The following is a 19,594-nucleotide window of genomic DNA, read 5'->3' on the forward strand; positions in this document are numbered from 1 at the left end:
ATGGGCGCAAGCATTCTCACCGCGAAGAACCTCAGCAAAGTGGTTCCCAGCGCGGAAGGTGAACTGACTATCCTGCACGAACTCAGCCTGGAACTGAACAAGGGCGACAGCCTGGCCATCGTCGGCGCATCCGGTTCGGGCAAATCCACCCTCCTCGGCCTGCTCGCCGGTCTCGATCTGCCGAGCAGTGGCGAAGTCATCCTCGCCGGCCAGGGCCTGAGCAATCTCGATGAAGACCAGCGCGCACGCATTCGTGCCGAACACGTCGGTTTCGTCTTTCAATCGTTTCAACTGCTCGACAGCCTCAACGCACTGGAAAACGTCATGCTGCCGCTGGAACTCGATGGCCGCAAAGACGCCCGCGAACGTGCGACTGAATTGCTCCAGCGCGTCGGCCTCGGCCAGCGCCTGACCCATTCGCCGCGCCAGCTCTCCGGTGGTGAGCAACAACGTGTGGCGATCGCCCGTGCGTTTGCTGCCGAGCCTGACGTGCTGTTCGCCGACGAACCCACCGGCAACCTCGACAGCCACACCGGTGAGCGCATCAGCGACTTGCTCTTCGAATTGAACAAGGAACGCGGCACCACCCTGGTGCTGGTGACCCACGACGAACGCCTGGCCCATCGCTGCCGGCGTCTGATCCGACTTGAAGCCGGGCTGTTGGTCGCCCCTCTGGAGCCTTGATGGCACGTTTGCCGCTGTTGCGTCTGTTCAGTCTCGCCATTCGCCAGCTCATGCGCGATGCCCGCGCCGGCGAATTGCGCGTGTTGTTTTTCGCCTTGGTCGTCGCGGTGGCGGCGAGTACCGCCATCGGTTATTTCGGCGCCCGACTGAATGGCGCGATGATGCTGCGCGCGACCGAGTTTCTCGGCGCCGACCTGGTGCTTGAGGGAAGTTCGCCAGCACGCGAAGAACAGATCAGGAGCGGCACCGAGCTGCGTCTGAATCATGCGCAAGTGGTGGAGTTTTCCAGCGTCATCGCCACCGACAATGGCATTCAGCTGTCGAGCATCAAAGCCGTCGACCGCACCTACCCGTTGCGCGGTGAACTGAAGAGCGCACCTGCCCCGTTCGCCGCCGAAGAAACCGGCGGTGAACCGCAACCCGGCGAAGCCTGGGTCGAGGCACGCCTGCTGACCGCTCTGGATCTGAAGATCGGCGACAGCATCGATGTCGGCATGAAGACATTGAAAATGACCCGTGTGCTGACTTACGAACCGGATCGCGCCGGCAACTTCTATAGCCTGACGCCGCGGGTGATGATCAACCTTGACGACCTCGCCGCCACCGGCGTGGTGCAACCCGGCAGCCGCGTGAGTTACCGCGAACTGTGGCGCGGTGAACCGCAGGCGCTGGAAACCTATCGACAGCTGATCAAACCCGGGCTCGCCGCCAACCAGCGGATTCAGGATGCCCGCGACGGCAACCGGCAGATTGGCGGTGCACTCGGTAAGGCCGAGCGTTATCTGAACATGGCCAGTCTGGTCGCCGTGCTGTTGGCCGGTGTCGCGGTGGCGTTGTCGGCTAACCGCTTTGCCAGTCGCCGCTTCGATGCCAGCGCCTTGCTGCGCTGCCTCGGCCTATCGCGCCGGGAAACCATGGTGCTGTTCAGTTTGCAGTTGACCGTGCTCGGCCTGCTCGCCGCACTCAGCGGAGCGCTGCTCGGCTGGCTGGCACAACTGGGCTTGTTCGCGCTGCTGCATGATTTGTTGCCAAGCGATGTGCCTCCGGGCGGTCTGTTTCCAGCCATCGCCGGCATCGGCACCGGGCTAGTCGCACTCGCCGGTTTCGCCTTGCCGCCGTTGGCCGCATTGGGTCGCGTGCCGCCGCTGCGTGTGCTGCGCCGGGACATGCTGCCGATTCCGTCGAGCACGTGGATGGTTTATGGCGCCGCTCTGGGTGCGCTCGGTTTGATCATGTGGCGCCTGAGTCTGGATCTGCTGCTGACATTCGCCCTGCTCGGCGGTGGCGTGGTCGCCGCGTTGATATTGGGTGGTTTGCTGCTGTTGTTGCTGCAAAGCCTGCGGCGGATGCTCGCCCGAGCTTCGCTGCCATGGCGCCTGGGCCTGGGCCAGTTGCTGCGCCATCCGTTGGCAGCGGCCGGTCAGTCGTTGGCGTTCGGTCTGATTCTGCTGTCGATGGCCTTGATCGCTCTATTACGTGGCGAACTGCTCGACACCTGGCAAAACCAGCTACCGAAAAACGCGCCGAACTACTTTGCCCTGAACATTCTGCCGGCAGACAAACAGGCCTTCACCGATCACCTGATCAAGGTGTCCGCGCAAGCGGCGCCACTGTATCCGGTGGTACCGGGACGGCTGATCAGCATCAACGGCGACGCCGTGCAGCAAATCGTCAGCAAGGATTCGGCGGGCGACCGCGCCATTCAAAGAGATTTGAGTCTGACCTGGGCCGCTGACTTACCGGCGGGCAACAAGCTCACTTCGGGTGAATGGTGGAAGGATCAGCCGACCGACGATGTTCCCGGCGTATCGGTGGAAGGCAAAGTCGCCGAAAGCCTCAAGCTCAAACTCGGCGATCACATGGTGTTCAGTGTCGGCGGGGTCAATCGCGAGGCGAAGGTCACCAGCCTGCGCGAAATCAACTGGGACAACTTCCAGCCGAACTTCTTCATGATCTTCCAGCCCGGCACGTTGAAGGATCTGCCGGCGACTTACCTGACCAGCTTCTATCTGGCGCCGGGCCATGACCAGCAGATCGTCGAACTGTCGCGTACCTTCCCGGCGGTGACCATTCTTCAGGTCGAAGCGCTGCTCGAACAGCTGCGCAGCATCCTCGCCCAAGTCACCCTGGCCGTGGAATATGTGTTGTTGTTTGTTTTGGCAGCGGGCATGGCCGTGCTGTTTTCCGGCTTGCAGTCGACTCTGGATGAACGTATTCGCCAAGGGGCGCTGTTGCGTGCACTGGGGGCGGAGCGGCAGTTGCTCATCAAGGCACGGCGTATCGAGTTCGGTTTGCTCGGTGCGGTCAGCGGATTGCTCGCGGCGATCGGCTCGGAAGTGGTGAGTCTGGTGTTGTATCGCTACGCGTTCGATCTGCCGTGGCACCCGCATCCATGGTTGTTGGTGCTGCCGTTGATTGGCGCCGCGCTGATTGGGGGGGCCGGCGTGTTCGGTACGCGCCGGGCACTCAACGCAAGTCCACTGACAGTGTTGCGTGAGGGTTGATAGACTCAGTCGGTCTTAATCACAAGAAGTTGCCATGAGCCGTTATCGCCCTCCCCGCACCGCCGGCACCGCGTTGATCACCCCTGAAGGTGAAGCGCGGATGCGTGCCGAATTTCATGAGCTGTGGCATGTGCGCCGTCCGCAGGTGACGCAATCGGTCAGCGAAGCGGCGGCTCAGGGTGATCGCTCGGAGAACGCCGAATACACCTACGGCAAGAAGATGCTGCGCGAGATCGACAGTCGCGTGCGCTTTCTGACCAAACGCCTGGAAGCGCTCAAGGTCGTCAGCGAAAAACCCAGTGATCCGAACAAAGTCTACTTCGGCGCCTGGGTGACCATCGAAGACGAAGACGGCAAGCAATCGCGCTACCGCATCGTCGGCCCGGATGAACTGGATCTGAAACTGGGCCTGATCAGCATCGACTCACCACTGGCCCGCGCCTTGATCGGCAAGGCGCTGGATGCAGAAGTCCGGGTGCAGACTCCGACTGGTGAACAGTTCGTTTACATCGTCGCCATCGACTATCCGTAAAGCGTATCAGCGGCGAGTGATCAGGCCCTGCCGCGCAACGCGGACCAGTTGTTTGATCATCTCTGGTGCATCTTCGGCAGTCGGGGCCTGAATCACTGCCAGATCAAAACTGTCAGTGGCGAAACGCGCCAGCGACTCGCCGTCTTCAACGAACTGGATGAGGAACGCGGCAGGACCGCCGCTGCGACGTGGCCAGCCATCGAGATAACGCAACAGCGTCGGCTGATGTTTGCCGCCAAGGAGAATTTTCGGGTTGCGCTGGGTGATATGTGCCGTGATCGGCGCGGGACGTGCTGGAGGGCGTAGTGCATTCATCATGTCGTGTCTCTGCCTCAAAAGTCTGCATGGCAGGTGAGAGGCAACACCGAACCAGCGCTTTAGCGGTATTTCAAAGCCCTGTTCCGGCTTCTGACGGCAACTGTTGAAAGTCACCTGGCGCCCCGCAAGTAGCTGTTTAAATCGGCGCATGGGCAACATCCTAGAGAACGTGACCGATGAGTGTCAAGAATCAGCCGCAACAAAAAAGGCCCGCACAATGCGGGCCTTTTCCTTGAGCCAGAGCGGTTAACCGGCGATGGCGCGGTCCACCGAGAGCTTGCCGGCGCCTTCGATGAGTACAGCGAGGCTGCCACCGAGCAGGACGAGAGCGAACTCGTAACCGTTGTTGGCCATAAACAGACCGTTGCTGATGTGTACGGTGAAGATCGCCACCAGCGACAGGAAGGTCAGACCCAATGCTGCCGGACGCACCAGCAGGCCGATGATCAAGGCCAGGCCGGCGAAGAACTCAGTACCGCCCGCCAGCGTCGCCATCAGGTAGCCCGGGTGCAGACCAATGCTGTCCATGTACTGCGCCGTACCTGCCAGACCATAACCACCGAACAGTCCGAAAAGCTTTTGCGAACCGTGCGCAGCGAAGATTACGCCGACCGCAATGCGCAGGATGGTCAGACCGTAGCCAGCGCGGGTGAACAGTACTTTGTTGATCAGAGAGCTCATGGGGCATTCCTTGTTTTGCGAGAAGTTGTGTGTGTTGGTTGGCCGCTATATTAATCAGTAAATTTCATGTTAAAAGCGCAAAGATTCCGCCATAACGATCAATTTATTAGATCATTTCCGTGAGACGACTTTTTGCGCCCCGGGCTCCAACGACTCCCGCTCCCGGTCGAACGCCAAGTAATACTTGTTCACGCTATTAACATAGCTGACCGGCCCCATTCCTACCTGCTCCATGGCGATGCGCTCGACCTGGAAGAACCACTGGTTAGGATTCAGCCCCCGGCGTCGGGCCTCAGCGCGCATGCCCTGCACGCGCTCGGGGCCGATGTTGTAGGCCGCCAGCGTAAACGCCATGCGCTCGCGTTCATTGAGCTTGGGGCTGCTGAAGAACTTGCGGCGAATCATTGCCAGGTACTTGGCCCCGGCCTGCACATTCGCATCGAGATTCTGAATGTTGCTCACGCCGACTCGCTGAGCGGCGGAAGGCGTGATCTGCATCAGCCCGGTCGGGCCACTGCCGCTGCGGGCATTGGGTTGCAGGCGTGATTCCTTGAACGCCAGTGCGGCCAGATTGAGCCAGTCCATGTTCTGCGCCTGGGCGTGCTTTTGCAGGGTCGGGCGCAGTTTTTCCAGACGTTGGCGATCAGCCTTGGCCAATGGATAGTGGACTTGATAGAGACGGCGATAGATGCGCAGAAACGCGGCATCTTCGTTGGACGGTTTCTTGTAACCACCGAGGAAGCGGTCAATGCTCGCGCGCAACATCGCAGCATCGCGGCGCACGAACCAGTACTCCTCGCCCGGCTCGCTGATCATCAATTGCCGGTCAAAGCGCAGTTTCGGCAGGATTTTGCCCCAGCGCTCGGCGATCGGTTGTTCGACGATGGTCAGGTGAAAAATTCCGCCCTGAACCATCTCCAGTACATCCTCGACCGCCAGGGTCGGATCAACCCATTCGATCTTGATCGGCGCCAGTTTGTGCAACGCCAGTTTCTGATTGAGCTGACTGACCGCCTCCCCCGCCGCACTGCCGGTGGGCAGCGCCAGGGTTTTACCGGAGAGCTGCTCGACCTTGGTGTAGCGGCGCTCACCCTTGATCCCGACCAACACCAGCGGCACGTTGCTGGCGATCGGTTCGCTACTGGCCACGGCATAGCCAGATTGCAGATCGAGCAATTCACCCGGTGCGACCAGATCACCTTCGCCACGCTGCAAGGCGCCGAGCAATTGGTCCTTGGCTTTGGGAATGATCTTGAGGGTGATTTCCTGGCCATCGCGGGCATGGCCATTGAGGTATTGCTCGAAGGCACGCAGGCGATGGTATTCGACGCCGATGGCCTGACCCTGAACTTCGCCGGAGCTGTTGCGGCTCTGGTTGACCAGTACGCGCAACACCCGGCTGCTGCGAATCTCGGACAAGTCACGCACCTTGGCCGCCGGCACGGCTTGCAGCGGCCCGGGCAGGCGCGCAACCGCCGTCATCGGCAGCAACAACGATCCACACAACAGCAGCAAAACCGAGGGACGAATCATCCACTCTCCGAAAAGAATACGGGGTGATTTCATCTCTTTGAGTTCGAAATCACCGACGAAAACAGAGCGCCTGGAGCGCTGGCAAAGTGCGAGAGACTGGCACAGTACTGGCACTTCTGCCAAACCGGGCTGCGTCGCGGCATCAAGAGACAGCTATAACTCGTTGTAGTTCTTGGCTTTTCTTATGAATCTACAGCTCTGGTATGCTTTCCGGCCTTCGGCCCGAGGTAGCAACCATGCAACTCATCGATATCGGCGTCAACCTGACCAACCCCAGTTTCGCCGACAAACACCAGGCCGTACTCGACCGCGCCTATGCGGCCGGGGTCTGCCAACTGGTGCTGACCGGCACCAGCGTCGAGGGCAGCGAACAGGCTCTGGAGCTGTGCCAGCAACTGGATGAGAGCGGTCAACGGCTGTTCGCCACCGCCGGTATTCACCCGCATTCGGCCAGTGACTGGAACACGGACAGTGCCCGTCGTTTGCGCAGCCTGCTGCAAGAGAAAAACGTCGTTGCCGTGGGTGAATGCGGTCTCGATTTCAACCGTGATTTCTCGCCGCGCCCACAGCAGGAAAGAGTCCTCGAAGAGCATTTGGCCTTAGCCGTTGAACTGCAATTGCCGGTGTTCCTGCATGAGCGTGATGCCAGCCAGCGCCTGTTGGAAATCCTCAAAGGCTTCCGTGATCACCTGCCCGCCGCTGTCGTGCATTGCTTCACCGGTGAGCAAAAGGCGCTGTTCAGCTACCTTGATCTGGATCTGCACATCGGCATCACTGGCTGGATCTGCGACGAACGCCGTGGCACGCATTTGCATCCGCTGGTCAAAGAGATCAAACGTGGACGCTTGATGCTGGAAAGCGATGCGCCTTATCTGCTGCCGCGCACCCTGCGCCCGAAGCCAAAGAACGGGCGCAATGAGCCGGGGTATCTGACTGAAGTGCTGCGCGAAGTGGCGTTGCATCGTGGCGAAACCGAGGAGGATCTGGCAGCGCACACCACCGCGTGCGCCCGCGCGTTCTACAACCTCCCGGCCCTTCCTGACACACCATAATTCCCTTGTGGGAGCGAGCCTGCTCGCGAAAGCGGTGGTTCAGATGGCAATGATGTTGACTGACACGCCCTCTTCGCGAGCAGGCTCGCTCCCACAGGGGGAACAATGCGCCCTGTTGACTCATATCAAGATCTTCCGACCTGCATAGCGGCACAATAATGGCACCTTGCCAAAACTGTTTCCGCTATCAGAGAAGACCTCCATGGGTGCCTGGCTTAGCAATATCTCGCTGAAATACAAATTCTGGGCGGTCAATGCGGTCGCCTTCGTCACCACCCTGCTGCTGGTGCTGTACGCCGTGCAGCTCGAACAACAGGCGCGCGGTCACGCCTCACAAGCCTCCGCACAGGCCCAGGCGCAACTGCTCAAGGCTTGGCCGGCCGGGCAGCCATTGCCTAAAGCCGATCAGGTGCTGACCTTCAAGCGCGGCGAAGCACCGCGCCTGAACGATCAACCCTTGCTGGAAATCACGGAAAGCAACGGTTGGAACGAGATCAATCACCTGCCGCTGTTCGGCGACAACCCGTTGATGGGCGCTGAGGTGTTCAGCCGCGCCGACGGTCAACAGGTCGCGGTGATTGCCTACGGCCCGAGCCTGAGTCAGGTGTTCAGCGAGCGTTTCGCCAATTACGCGGTGGCGGTGTTCATTCTGATGTTCGCCATGCTGTGTGCCTCGCAACTGCTGATCCGTTTCCTGCTCAGCCAGCTCAACACGCTGAAAGACGTGATGCTCCACGTCGAGAAAAGCGGCGATCTCTCGGCCCGAGTACCGCTGGCCGGCAAAGATGAAGTCGGGCAGATGGCCAATGCGTTTAACGCGATGCAGGCCGGTTACCAGCGCGTTGTGACCACCGTCGCCAACACCGCGCGGCAACTGGATGTCGGCGCGGCGCGACTGGCATCGAGCATGAACGAAGTGCGCCACGGCATGCTCGGTCAGCAGAGCGAAACCGATCAGGCGGCCACGGCGATCAATGAAATGACCGCCACCGTTTATCACATCGCCCAACACGCCGGCGCCACCCGCGACCTCTCGCAGACCGCCGACGGCCTCGCCGGCAGCGGTCAGCAAGTGGTCGCCCGGGTGCAGCAGTCGATTGCCGGGCTGTCCAGCGGTGTTCAGCAGACGGCCGAGATGATTCAACGGCTGGCCGAGGACAGTCAGAAGATCAACGGCGTGGTCAGCGTGATTCACAGCATTGCCGAGCAGACCAACTTGCTCGCCTTGAACGCCGCCATCGAAGCGGCCCGCGCCGGTGAAATGGGCCGAGGGTTTGCCGTGGTCGCCGATGAGGTGCGCAATCTGGCGAAACGGGTGCAGACCTCGACCGACGAGATCACCACGATGGTCTCGGCCTTGCAGGCTGGCACTCGCGACGCGGTGGACGTCATGCAGGAGAGTTCGTACAAGGCCGACGACTGCGTGCAGCAGGCGCAAGAGGCCGGCGCGGCGCTGGCGGAGATCACCGGAGCGGTGGCGCAGATGCGCGAAAGCAATACGCAGATTGCCGTGGCGGCCGAGCAGCAAAGCCAAGTTGCCGAGGAGATGAACCGGGCGGTGGTAAGTATTCGCGATGTGACCGAGAACACCGTGCAGCAAACGGTGGATTCGGCGACGACCAGTAATGAATTGGCGACGTTGGCTGGGGAGTTGAGCAAGGCCATAGGTCAATTGAAGCTCTGACGCCCCCTTCGCAAGCAGGCTCGCTCCCGCATTGGATCGGTGCGCATACAAATCCCTTGTGGGAGCGAGCCTGCTCGCGAAGGCGTCAGACGGGGCGACATCGAATCCTGCGATGACGCCTATCACTTCAATAGCCAACCTTGATTCGCCGCCCTCCGCGCCCGGGCCTATTCTTCAACCATGAGTTCAACATGGATCGAGGAGTAGAAAACATGGGCAAACGTCACCCCAACCTTCCCGCGTGGCAATGGCGCGCGTACCCGGGCAATCATCAGCACCCGACCAATCTGGTGTTGCACCTGATCGCTGTGCCGTTATTCATCGTCGCGTTTCTGCTGATTGTCTCCGGGGTGTTCAGCCTGAGTCTGGCCAGCGTCGCCATCGGCGTGATCGGAATCGTCGCGGCGCTGGGTTTGCAGCGTCACGGCCACAGTCTGGAGACGCAAGCCTCCGAGCCGTTCAGTGATCGTAAAGATGCGGTGTCGCGGTTACTGGTCGAGCAGTTTCTGACTTTTCCGCGCTTCTTTCTCAGTGGCGGCTGGTGGCGCGCTTGGCGTGAGCGCCACCGTCGGCATTGAATCAGGCGAAGATCGTCACCGTCTGGCGACTCATCGCAATCAGCTCACCTTCCGCGCTCCACAGCTTGGCGGCGACATGGCCGTAACCGTCGGCCGCGTATTCGATGTCGGCGAGGTATTGGCACCAGTCCAGCGTGCTCAAGTCCCGTAGCGGCTGCACGAATTCGATGGTCCAGGTCAAGGTGCTGCCCGGCGCAGGCTTCTTCAGATACGGCAGCAGCGCGGGTGGCCACGCATCCACTAGGGCCAACAAATGCGCTTCATTGACCGGCTCGTCTTTGACATCCCCGCGTAACCGCACCCAGCCGCCCATCAGCCGCGATTGATTGCCGGTGAACGGCATTCCACCGACACTCCAGCGCATCGCCAGATGACGCATGAATTCCGGGGTCACGCCTTTGATATAGGGCAACTCCTGGCATTCGTCCCAGTGCTTCATAGATGGCGCCGGATACGCTTCGACTGCCACCTCCGACGGCCGCGAGGCACCGAAACTGCCTTGGACGATGGTCACCACCTGACCATTCTGCATCGCCCGGCCCATGACCTGGCTGACGGCTTTGCCTTCGCGCAGCACCTCCACTTCGAAGCTCACCGGGACTTCAGGCTCGACCGGTCCAACAAAGGTGATCGCCAGGGAACGCACCGGGCGATCCGCCGGGACTTTCGCACGCATGGCTTGGTATTGCAGCGCGGCCACCAGACCACCGAAACTGGCACGGCCCTGACCCCATTCGGCAGGAATCGTCAGTTCCGGTTGGCGGCGGACCGCATCGAGCAGATCGCTAAAGCGCATGGGGCAACCTCAGAAAACGAGAAAGTAATGCAGGGATCTTAACCAGACCTGCACAGCGCCGCAGCGTCTATTCCGGTCAAAGAGACTGACAGAAAGGCCTTACCAGGCTTCCTAACACACACAACACCCTGTGGGAGCGAGCCTGCTCGCGAAGAGGCCGTGTCAGTCGACATATTTGCCGTCTGAACCAGCGCTTTCGCGAGCAGGCTCGCTCCCACAGGAGTTCTTGTGAATGGAGAGTTATTTGAAACAGGCTGAACTGAGTTTTTCCAGCACGCGATCAGCCTGGGTTTCGGCTTTGATCATGGTCGCCTGCCAAGTGGCGACGCACGGTTGAAGATCAGCCTCAAGCTCAGCTTTCGCCAACCATTGCCAGCAATCGTGCCAGTCGCCCAACGCGCCTTGCGCAGACTTCAATCGCTTCAGCGCCGCGGCGGGCAAGCGGTCCAGTTCGGGATAAGCTTCGATGCCGTAGCGCACGCGTTTGATCAGCAAACGCAAGCGATGGCGGTCGTGAGCGGGATCGTGCAGCGCCTCGTCGAGTTTCTGCCATTGCTTGCCGAGGCGTTTTTCGATGCGCTTGTCCAAGCCCTTGAGCAATCCCTGACGCTGGGAAGCACGCAGGAAACGCGGGAAAGCATCGAGAATCATCAACAGCGAAGCCACCTCGGCACTCGCCGCCAGCGCCGGATAGGCCTCGGCCATTTGCGCCATGCGGCGTTGCGCAGCTTCAGGCTGATCATGCTGAAGCAAGTACGCCGCCAACACTTCGCGATCCCGCCACGGCGTGGTCAATTGGCCGACCGCCGAAGCGGCGTCTTCCAGTTGCTCGACACCGGGCAAACCGCGCAATGGCCGCAACAGGCTGCGCAAGCGCCGCACCGTGGTGCGCAGATCATGCAGCGCCTCGGGGTCGGTACGTGCCGTCAATCGCGCCTGACAGGCCAGCAGCCGCACCTCCAGACTCAGGACATGAGCCACCAACCGATCAACCAACGCAGACATCACTTGCTCCTGATTCAAATGGCTCTGACGATCATTCTGCTGCCCAGTGAACGCAGCCTCCTTGCTTCACGTCAGCAGCTTAGCGGCCGGCGCGGGATTCGCGAATGTAGAAACGCGCCTTCTCGGCCTTCTTGCTGCAACCTTCAAAGCCTTCGAATTGTTGCTGGGTCTTCGCGGCGGTCAGCAGCGACAACGCTTTGGAATAGCTGACGGTGCCGGCAAAGCCTTCGGCCTTGGCCAGATCCAGCTCATGCCAGGCCGCGTCGAGCTGGCTGCCGCAGCTGTCGCGGTAAGCGGTTTTACCGGCGCAACCGGCCAATACCAGAGCCATCAACGGCACACAGATCCAGGCTTTCATCACTCACACCTCAAAATAGGTCAACAGTCGTGCAGGTAAGACGGTAAGGCTGCGAAAAAGTGCCTTGCCGGCGGGTGAAACCGCGCAACTGAGAAGGATAGCGCCGAAGGGTCATGCAGTATCGAAAAAACGACGTCACTGGCGCACTGAACGACTTCGGCGATTGAGCCGACCCGGCGATGGGTGCATTGTGCAACCTTGTCGGGAGGAAGTTTGATGAAAAAGCGTGTCGCACTGGTGCTGGGCTCCGGTGGCGCCCGGGGTTATGCCCATATCGGAGTCATTGAAGAGATCGAACGACGCGGTTACGACATCGCCTGCATTGCCGGGTGTTCGATGGGCGCGGTAGTCGGCGGGATCTACGCCGCCGGTAAACTCGACGTTTACAAGAACTGGATCGAAAGTCTCGACTATCTGGATGTGCTGCGGCTGGTCGACGTGAGTTTCCGGCTCGGTGCGATTCGCGGCGAAAAGGTCTTCGGGCAGATCCGCAAGATCGTCGGCGAAATCAACATCGAAGACTTGCGCATCCCCTACACCGCCGTCGCCGCCGACCTCACCAACCAGCAGGAAATCTGGTTTCAGGAAGGCTGCCTGCATCAGGCGATGCGCGCCTCGGCGGCGATTCCCAGCCTGTTCACGCCGGTGATGCAAGGCAATCGCATGCTGGTCGACGGCGGCATTCTCAACCCGTTGCCGATCGTGCCGGTGGTGTCGAGCCACTGTGATCTGATCATTGCGGTCAATCTCAACTCGACCAACCAGCGTCACTACAAATTGCCAGTCATCCAGCGCCCGGCCGCGTTCCGCTCACGCTTCGACAGCCTGATCAGTTCGCTGGGATCGAAGATGCCGTTCCGCCGAACACAGGCCGAGCAATTGTTGCGGCTCGAACAGGAAGCGCTGCGCGCCGAAGCGGCGGACATCAATCCCTGGCTGGACGGCGCCGAGCCGGAGAGTCAACAACCGGCGGCCGCGCCCGAGCGTGAAGGCGCACCGAAATCGGCGACCGGTTCGTTCATCATCGATAACGTCGGGCCGGCCTCGTTGCTGGATTTGATCAACCAGAGTTTCGAGGTGATGCAGACCTCGCTGGCGCAGTACAAGATTGCCGGATATCCGCCGGACATCCTGATCAACGTACCGAAGCGGGTGTGCCGGTTTTTCGAGTTCTACAAGGCGCCGGAGTTGATCGCGTTGGGGCGCGAGATTGCGCGGGATACGCTGGATCGGTATGACAGTGAGCAGAGCAGAGAGCCTTGAAGCTCTCCGTTGTCTCAAGGCCGCCTTCGCGAGCAGGCTCGCTCCCACAGGGGATTTGTGAACGACGCAGATCCAGTGTGGGAGCGAGCCTGCTCGCGAAGAGGCCAGATCAGCCAACATCACTCAATAGCCGATAGCCAACCCCGGCCTCCGTGACAATAAACCGCGGCCGCGTCGGATCATCCGCCAGTTTCTGCCGCAAATGCCCCACCACAATCCGCAGATAATGGCTGTCCTCGGTGTGCGTCGGCCCCCAGATATCCTTGAGCAATTGCTGCTGGGTAATCACTCGCCCCGGATGCCGTGCCAGTTGCGCCAGCACCGCGTATTCCTTGCGCGTCAGCGCCACTTCGACGCCGTCGAGCAGCACCCGCCGATAGGCCAGATCCACCGTCAACGGGCCGAAACTCAACGCCGCCTGCTGCGCCTCCCCCGCCGGTGCCTGACGCAACAACGCACGCACCCGGGCGAGAAATTCCTGAATACCAAACGGCTTGGTCACGTAGTCATTGGCGCCGCCATCCAGTGCCTGGACTTTCTGTCCTTCGCTGGCGCGCACCGACAGCACCAGCACCGGCGCCGTGGCCCATTCGCGAAACTCGCGCAGCACTTGCTGGCCGTCCATGTCCGGCAGGCCTAAATCGAGCACCAGCAAGTCCGGCTTGTTCAAGGCGGCCTGCGCCAGCCCCTCGGCACCCGTGCCAGCCTCGAGCACTTTGTAGCCTTGGGAAGCGAGGCTGATGCGCAGGAACTTGCGAATCTGCGGTTCGTCGTCGATGACCAAAATGGTCGCGGTCTGGCTCATGAATTCACATCAACACAAAAGAGTGGCAAGAGAGTAGCGCAGTCGCAATCAGGCTTCATCGTCCATCCCCGGTTGCGTCTGCAACGGCAAGTGCAAGGTGATGCAGGTGCCGCGCCCGTCGATGCCGTCGGCGACACTGATACGACCGCCGTGCGCGCCGACCATGCCCTGACAGATCGCCAGCCCGAGGCCGGTGCCCTGCCCCCCGCGATCACCCCGGGCAGCGGTGTAGAACATGTCGAAAATCTTCGCCCGTTCATCCTCGGGAATCCCCGGCCCTTCATCGCTGACCGAGAAGAAAATCTCCTCGTCATTCGCTCCCGCACTGAGTTGCAAGCGACCGTGAACGGGTGAGAAACGCGCTGCGTTTTCCAGCACATTGACCAGCGCCTGCTCGATCAGCGCGGCATGCACGAACAGCAGCGGCAGCTCGGCCGGCACATCGGTGCTGACCTGCAGCGGCGCGAGCACTGCACGCAAACGATTGAGCGAACTGCCGACGATGTCGGCGGGCGACACCCAGTCCCGCGCCAGCTTCAGCGCACCGTGGCCGAGGCGGGTCATGTCGAGCAGATTCTGAATGTAGCGGTCGAGGCGTTCGGCTTCATCGCGGGTGCCTTCGAGCAGTTCGCGACGGTCTTCCAGCGGGATCGCCTCGCCGAGGGCCAACAGGCTGTCGATACTGCCGCGCATGGCGGTCAGCGGCGTGCGCAAATCGTGGGACACGGAGGCCAGCAAGGCACTGCGCAGTTGTTCGGTTTCACCGTGCAGGCGCGCGGCTTCCAGATCGTCCGCCAATTGCGCGCGCGCCAGCGCTTGTGCGAGCGGCTGACTCAATGCGGTGAGCAAGCGGCGACGCTGGCCACTCAAGGTCTGGCCTTCTTTCGCGCAGACACCGAGCAACGCCAGCGGCCCGTCTTCGACTGACAGCGGCCACCACCACCAACGCCCGAACGGCAACGTGCCGGTGCCCATGCCCGCTGGCTGATCGTGCTGCCAGGCCCAGTCTGCAGCCGCGCGCTCGGCTTCGGTGAATTGCAGCGGGCCGCCGGTCTCGACTTTCCAGCCGCCCTGGCCGTCGCGGTTAAGCAGACACAGTTGCAGATCGCTCCAGCCGTTGAGGTGCTGCGCAGCGGCGCTGACCACGGCTTGGCGGTCGGTCGCGGCGGTGAGTTTGCGCGACAGGTCGAGCAGTTCGGTGGTCTCCTCCTGGGTGTCGCGCAAGGCCTGCAACTGCCGCCGCTGACGCGCCGCGAGGTTGCCGGTCAGTGCTGCCATCAACAGGAAAAACAGCAGGGTCAGCACGTCTTCTTCACGCTGGATGCTGAAGGAAAAATTCGGCGGAATGAACAGAAAATCGTAGGTCAGAAACGACAGCGCCGCACAGGCCAGCGCCGGGCCGAGGCTGCTGCGCACCGCGACCAGCAACACGGCCGCAAGGAACACCAGCGAGATGTTCGGCAACGGCAACACACTCGACACTGCCCACGCCAAGGCACTGGCCAACACCGTGGCGACCAGCGCCAGCGCATAGTCGAACCACACCAGTGTCAGCGGGTTTCGCGGGCGCGCCTGCGGGTGTTCATGATCATTGTCGAGGACGTTGATTTCCAGCCCATGGGCCTGACGCAACAGACGCGCCGCCAAGCCACCACCGAACAGTCGACGACGCCAACTCGGCCGAGACTGGCCGACCAACACCAGACTCGCACGGCGCTCGGCAGCATGCTGGACCAAGGTTTTCGCCACCTCACCGGCGCGCAATAAAACCACTTCACCACCGAGGCGCTCCGCCAATTGCTGAGCGCTTTGCAGGCGCAGACGCGATTGCTCATCACGCACCGCACCGTTATCGACGTGCACCAGACTCCACGGCAGATGCCGACGCTGAGCGACGCGACTGGCGTGGCGCACGAGGCGTTCGGCCTGCGCGTCACCATCAACGCCGACCAGTAATCGGCCACGCACCGCTGGCGCGGCCTGACCGAGTTGGCGATAGCCTTGGGCGAGATCGTTGTCGACCTGCGCGGCAGCCGTTTGCATCGCCAGTTCGCGCAGTGCAGTGAGGTTGGTCTGGGTGAAAAACGCATCGATCGCTGCGCGCGCCTGCTCGGGCACGTAGACCTTGCCTTCGCGCAAGCGCTCGAGCAATTCGCGCGGCGGCAGGTCGATCAGCAGCAGTTCATAAGCTTCTTGCAACACCCAGTCGGGCAGCGTCTCGCGCACCTGCACACCGGTAATGCCGCGCACTTGGTCGTTGAGGCTTTCCAGGTGCTGGACGTTGACCGTGGTGAACACGTCGATGCCGGCGGCGAGCAGTTCCTGAATGTCTTGCCAGCGTTTCGCGTGGCGACTGCCGGGGGCGTTGCTGTGAGCGAGTTCATCCACCAGCACAAGTTTCGGCTTGGCGGCGAGCAGGCCGTCGAGGTCCATTTCTTCGAGCATCACGCCACGGTATTCCGAGCGCACCAGTGGCTGCTGCGGCAAGCCGCCGAGCAGCGCTTCGGTTTCCGCCCGGCCGTGGGTTTCGACGACGCCAGCGATGACTTTCACGCCTTGGCGCAGTTGCGTGTGCGCAGCCTGGAGCATGGCGTAGGTCTTGCCGACACCGGGGGCGGCACCGAGAAAAACCTTCAGGCGGCCACGGCCGTCACGGGGCAGGTCTGCTAACAGCGCGTCGGCGCGGCCGGAGTCGCTCATGCTTGATGCTCTCTCTTCCTGATTGATCGTTCCCACGCTCTGCGTGGGAATGCAGCCCGGGACGCTCTGCGTCCCATAAAAGCAGACGCAGAGCGTCTATTGATGCATTCCCACGCAGAGCGTGGGAACGAGCATCGACTACAGTTTTTCCAGTGCCATATTCAGCTCCAGCACATTCACCACCGGCGGCCCCACCAGCGGCTGCTCGATGTGCGCATCGAGCAGTTGCTGCAAGGTCGACACCGGCAGATTGCGTGCTGTCGCGACACGCGCCAGTTGATAGGCAATTGCTGCCGGTGGCAAGTGTGGATCGAGGCCGCTGCCGGAAGTGGTCAGCAAGGCCAATGGCACCGGACCTTGACCCGAAACCTGCAGTTTGTTGGCCTCATCGATCACCCGTGTGGCGAGCGCCGGATTGCTCGGTGCCAGGTTGCTCGCGCTGCTGGAAACGGTCGCGAAGGCACCGGCGGAGGGACGTGCATGGAACCAGGCATCGCCGACAAAATCCTGGGCGATCAGCGACGAGCCACGGACCTTGCCAGCGGCGTCGTGCACCAGGCTGCCGTTGGCTTGAGCGGGAAATGCGACTTGCGCGACACCCGTCACCACCAGTGGATAGGCAACGCCGGTGACCAGGGTCATCAGCACCAGCAGGCTCAGGGCCGGACGTATCATTGTGGACATAGCAAAATCCTCGAATTCGTTGGGCAAACTTTGGTGGGGTGTCAGGGGGATCTTTTCCCCCTCACCCCAGCCCTCTCCCCCAAGGGGGCGAGGGGGAAAGGGAGCCGATTTATGTGCTTTTCAAAACCTGGGTTCAGCTCGGTATTTCAAGTCGGTGTAGCTCTCGTAAACACCTCGGTCAGTCCCCTCTCCCACGAAGGTGACAAGAGGAAAGGGAGCCGATCTTTGTGCAGTTCAAAACCTGAGTTCAGCTCGGTATCTCAAGTCGGTGTAGCTCCCACAAGCACCTCGGTCAGTCCCCTCTCCCCCCGGGAGAGGGCTAGGGTGAGGGGCTCTTCTGAGACTCACACCAGATGCAGCGCCGTGAGCAACATGTCGATCGCCTTGATCCCCACAAACGGCACCAGAATCCCGCCCAATCCATAGATCAACAAATTGCGTCGCAACAACGCCGCCGCACTCGCTGCCTGCACGCGCACACCACGCAGTGCCAACGGAATCAGCACAACGATGATCAAGGCGTTGAAGACGATGGCCGAGAGAATCGCGCTCTGCGGACTGGTCAACTGCATGATGTTCAGCACGCCCAGTTGCGGATAAATCGAGGCGAAAAGCGCTGGCAGAATCGCGAAGTATTTAGCCACGTCGTTGGCGATGGAAAAGGTCGTCAGCGCACCACGGGTCACCAGCAATTCCTTGCCGATCTGCACCACGTCGAGCAGCTTGGTCGGATCGCTGTCGAGGTCGACCATGTTCGCCGCTTCGCGTGCTGCTTGTGTGCCGTCGTTCATCGCCATGCCGACGTCAGCCTGAGCCAGCGCCGGCGCGTCGTTGGCACCGTCACCGCACATCGCCACCAGACGTCCGTCGTTCTGCTCGTGGCGAATGCGCGCGAGTTTTTTCTCCGGGGTGGCTTCGGCGAGGACGTCATCGACCCCTGCTTCAGCGGCAATGGCGGCAGCGGTCAGCGGGTTGTCACCGGTGACCATTACGGTGCGAATACCGAGTTTGCGCAGTTCGGCGAAACGCTCGCGGATGCCCGGTTTGACCACATCTTTGAGGTGGATCGCGCCAAGCAGTTTGCCGTCGGCGCAGACCAGCAACGGGGTGCCGCCGCTCTGGGCAATCTTGTCGATTTCCCGCGACAGTGCCGGGGCCAGATCCGAACGTTTCTGGCCGAGGAAACTCAGCAGCGAATCCACCGCGCCTTTGCGGTAGACACGGCCCTGATAGTCGACGCCGGACAAACGGGTTTCAGCGCTGAACGGCACAGCGGTCAAGGTTTCCGGCGCCGGCTCAGGTTGCGGATGCAGACCGCGCAGGTATTCGACGATGGATTTACCTTCAGCGGTTTCGTCGGCCAGCGAAGCGAACAGCGCGCCTTCGGCCAGTTCGCGACCATTCACACCGGGCGCGGCATACACCGCACTGCAACGACGGTTGCCGAAGGTGATGGTGCCGGTCTTGTCCAGCAGCAGCACATGCACGTCGCCCGCCGCTTCCACGGCGCGACCGGATTTGGCGATCACGTTGAGGCGAACCAGACGATCCATCCCGGCAATACCGATCGCCGACAGCAAACCGCCAATGGTGGTCGGGATCAGCGTAACCAGCAGCGCCACGAGGAACACCAGCGGCAGGCTGCCATTGGCGAAATGGGCGAACGGTTGCAGCGTCACGACCACCAGCAGGAAGATCAGGGTCAGACCGATCAGCAGGATATCCAGCGCCACTTCGTTCGGAGTTTTCTGGCGTTTGGCGCCTTCGACCAGCGCGATCATGCGGTCGAGCGTCGACTCGCCGGGGTTGGCGGTGATCTGCACCAGCAACCAGTCAGAGACCAGTCGCGTGTTGCCAGTGACGGCCGAGCGGTCGCCGCCGGATTCGCGAATCACCGGCGCCGATTCACCGGTGATCGCCGCTTCGTTGACTGCCGCGATGCCTTCGATGACTTCGCCGTCACCGGGGATCATCTCCCCGGCTTCGACGCGCACCACATCACCCTTTCGCAGGCTCGCTGCCGGCACCACTTGAAAGCTGCCGTTGGCCAGTTTGCGCCGGGCGCTGAGGCCTTCGCTGCCAGCCTTGAGGCTGTCGGCGCGGGCCTTGCCGCGACCTTCGGCCAAGGCTTCGGCGAAGTTGGCGAACAGCACGGTGAACCACAGCCACAGGGCGATTTGTGCAGCAACAAAAGTTGGCACATCGGCGTCGGGAATGAAGCACAGCACGGTGGTGAAAATCGCGGTCAGTTCGACCACCAGCATCACCGGCGAACGCTTCAATTGCCGAGGGTCGAGCTTGACGAAGGCTTGCACCAGCGCCGGCCGCCACAGGGCCGAGATCGCGGTTTTCGGTGCTTCTGCCGACTTGGTCGGCTCTGCAGGTTTTGCAGGAACGTGCATATTCATGATGGATTC

The 19,594-nt window shown here is 61.4% G+C and carries 17 protein-coding genes; 7 read left to right on the forward strand and 10 right to left on the reverse strand.

What is annotated here, in order from left to right; all coding sequences use genetic code 11:
* The 3 genes from CCX46_RS21445 to greB are packed head-to-tail and all read left to right on the forward strand — an operon-like array spanning window position 1 to window position 3,720.
* Window positions 1-684: an ABC transporter ATP-binding protein gene (locus CCX46_RS21445; protein ID WP_007908572.1), complete on the forward strand. Its 684-nt coding sequence runs from the start codon at window positions 1-3 to the stop codon at window positions 682-684.
* Window positions 684-3,188, forward strand: a complete 2,505-nt coding sequence (locus tag CCX46_RS21450) for an ABC transporter permease (RefSeq protein WP_127929249.1) — start codon at window positions 684-686, stop codon at window positions 3,186-3,188. The genes CCX46_RS21445 and CCX46_RS21450 overlap by 1 nt, the downstream gene beginning before the upstream one ends.
* Window positions 3,189-3,222: 34 nt before the next feature.
* On the forward strand, window positions 3,223-3,720 hold the full coding sequence (gene greB, locus CCX46_RS21455; RefSeq protein WP_003226818.1) for a transcription elongation factor GreB: 498 nt from the start codon (window positions 3,223-3,225) through the stop codon (window positions 3,718-3,720).
* 6 nt (window positions 3,721-3,726) lie between these two features.
* Here greB and CCX46_RS21460 read toward each other — a convergent pair whose 3' ends face one another.
* The 3 genes from CCX46_RS21460 to CCX46_RS21470 form a co-directional block, all read right to left on the reverse strand.
* On the reverse strand, window positions 3,727-4,035 hold the full coding sequence (locus tag CCX46_RS21460) for a hypothetical protein (protein ID WP_077573983.1): 309 nt from the start codon (window positions 4,033-4,035) through the stop codon (window positions 3,727-3,729).
* A gap of 249 nt (window positions 4,036-4,284) precedes the next feature.
* Window positions 4,285-4,719 (reverse strand): DoxX family protein, encoded by a 435-nt coding sequence (locus CCX46_RS21465; RefSeq protein WP_127929250.1) that lies wholly within the window; start codon window positions 4,717-4,719, stop codon window positions 4,285-4,287.
* Between the two features lie 111 nt (window positions 4,720-4,830).
* Entirely contained in the window at window positions 4,831-6,252 is a 1,422-nt protein-coding gene (locus CCX46_RS21470) for a transglycosylase SLT domain-containing protein (RefSeq protein WP_127929251.1), read from the reverse strand.
* A gap of 236 nt (window positions 6,253-6,488) precedes the next feature.
* Here CCX46_RS21470 and CCX46_RS21475 point away from each other — a divergent pair, with 236 nt between their 5' ends.
* The 3 genes from CCX46_RS21475 (at window position 6,489) to CCX46_RS21485 (ending at window position 9,566) form a co-directional block, all read left to right on the forward strand.
* Window positions 6,489-7,304 (forward strand): TatD family hydrolase, encoded by an 816-nt coding sequence (locus CCX46_RS21475; protein ID WP_127929252.1) that lies wholly within the window; start codon window positions 6,489-6,491, stop codon window positions 7,302-7,304.
* A 202-nt stretch (window positions 7,305-7,506) separates the two neighbouring features.
* The gene (locus tag CCX46_RS21480; RefSeq protein ID WP_127929253.1) at window positions 7,507-8,988 is read left to right on the forward strand and encodes a methyl-accepting chemotaxis protein; all 1,482 of its coding nucleotides are present in this window, start codon (window positions 7,507-7,509) and stop codon (window positions 8,986-8,988) included.
* A gap of 212 nt (window positions 8,989-9,200) precedes the next feature.
* Entirely contained in the window at window positions 9,201-9,566 is a 366-nt protein-coding gene (locus CCX46_RS21485) for an Mpo1-like protein (protein WP_127929254.1), read from the forward strand.
* Window position 9,567: 1 nt separating this feature from the next.
* Here the strand turns inward: CCX46_RS21485 and CCX46_RS21490 are convergent, their stop codons facing one another.
* The 3 genes from CCX46_RS21490 to CCX46_RS21505 all read right to left on the reverse strand — a co-directional run bounded on the left by CCX46_RS21490 (window position 9,568) and on the right by CCX46_RS21505 (window position 11,725).
* Window positions 9,568-10,362, reverse strand: coding sequence for an acyl-CoA thioesterase (locus CCX46_RS21490; RefSeq protein ID WP_127929255.1), 795 nt, complete (start codon window positions 10,360-10,362; stop codon window positions 9,568-9,570).
* Between the two features lie 240 nt (window positions 10,363-10,602).
* On the reverse strand, window positions 10,603-11,367 hold the full coding sequence (locus CCX46_RS21500; protein ID WP_127929257.1) for a CHAD domain-containing protein: 765 nt from the start codon (window positions 11,365-11,367) through the stop codon (window positions 10,603-10,605).
* A 79-nt stretch (window positions 11,368-11,446) separates the two neighbouring features.
* Window positions 11,447-11,725 (reverse strand): hypothetical protein, encoded by a 279-nt coding sequence (locus CCX46_RS21505; RefSeq protein WP_016770894.1) that lies wholly within the window; start codon window positions 11,723-11,725, stop codon window positions 11,447-11,449.
* 216 nt (window positions 11,726-11,941) lie between these two features.
* Here CCX46_RS21505 and CCX46_RS21510 point away from each other — a divergent pair, with 216 nt between their 5' ends.
* Window positions 11,942-12,988, forward strand: coding sequence for a patatin-like phospholipase family protein (locus CCX46_RS21510; RefSeq protein WP_127929258.1), 1,047 nt, complete (start codon window positions 11,942-11,944; stop codon window positions 12,986-12,988).
* Window positions 12,989-13,097: 109 nt separating this feature from the next.
* Here the strand turns inward: CCX46_RS21510 and CCX46_RS21515 are convergent, their stop codons facing one another.
* The 4 genes from CCX46_RS21515 to kdpB form a co-directional block, all read right to left on the reverse strand.
* Window positions 13,098-13,793 carry a response regulator gene (locus CCX46_RS21515; RefSeq protein WP_127929259.1) on the reverse strand — a complete coding sequence of 232 codons (696 nt, stop codon included), beginning with the start codon at window positions 13,791-13,793 and terminating at the stop codon, window positions 13,098-13,100.
* A gap of 48 nt (window positions 13,794-13,841) precedes the next feature.
* Window positions 13,842-16,493 carry a sensor histidine kinase gene (locus tag CCX46_RS21520; protein WP_127929260.1) on the reverse strand — a complete coding sequence of 884 codons (2,652 nt, stop codon included), beginning with the start codon at window positions 16,491-16,493 and terminating at the stop codon, window positions 13,842-13,844.
* Between the two features lie 138 nt (window positions 16,494-16,631).
* On the reverse strand, window positions 16,632-17,177 hold the full coding sequence (kdpC, locus tag CCX46_RS21525) for a potassium-transporting ATPase subunit KdpC (protein WP_127929261.1): 546 nt from the start codon (window positions 17,175-17,177) through the stop codon (window positions 16,632-16,634).
* 344 nt (window positions 17,178-17,521) lie between these two features.
* Window positions 17,522-19,585 carry a potassium-transporting ATPase subunit KdpB gene (kdpB, locus tag CCX46_RS21530; RefSeq protein ID WP_127929262.1) on the reverse strand — a complete coding sequence of 688 codons (2,064 nt, stop codon included), beginning with the start codon at window positions 19,583-19,585 and terminating at the stop codon, window positions 17,522-17,524.
* Window positions 19,586-19,594 lie beyond the last annotated feature (9 nt).

It is taken from the genome of Pseudomonas sp. RU47 (assembly GCF_004011755.1).
Lineage (GTDB): Bacteria > Pseudomonadota > Gammaproteobacteria > Pseudomonadales > Pseudomonadaceae > Aquipseudomonas.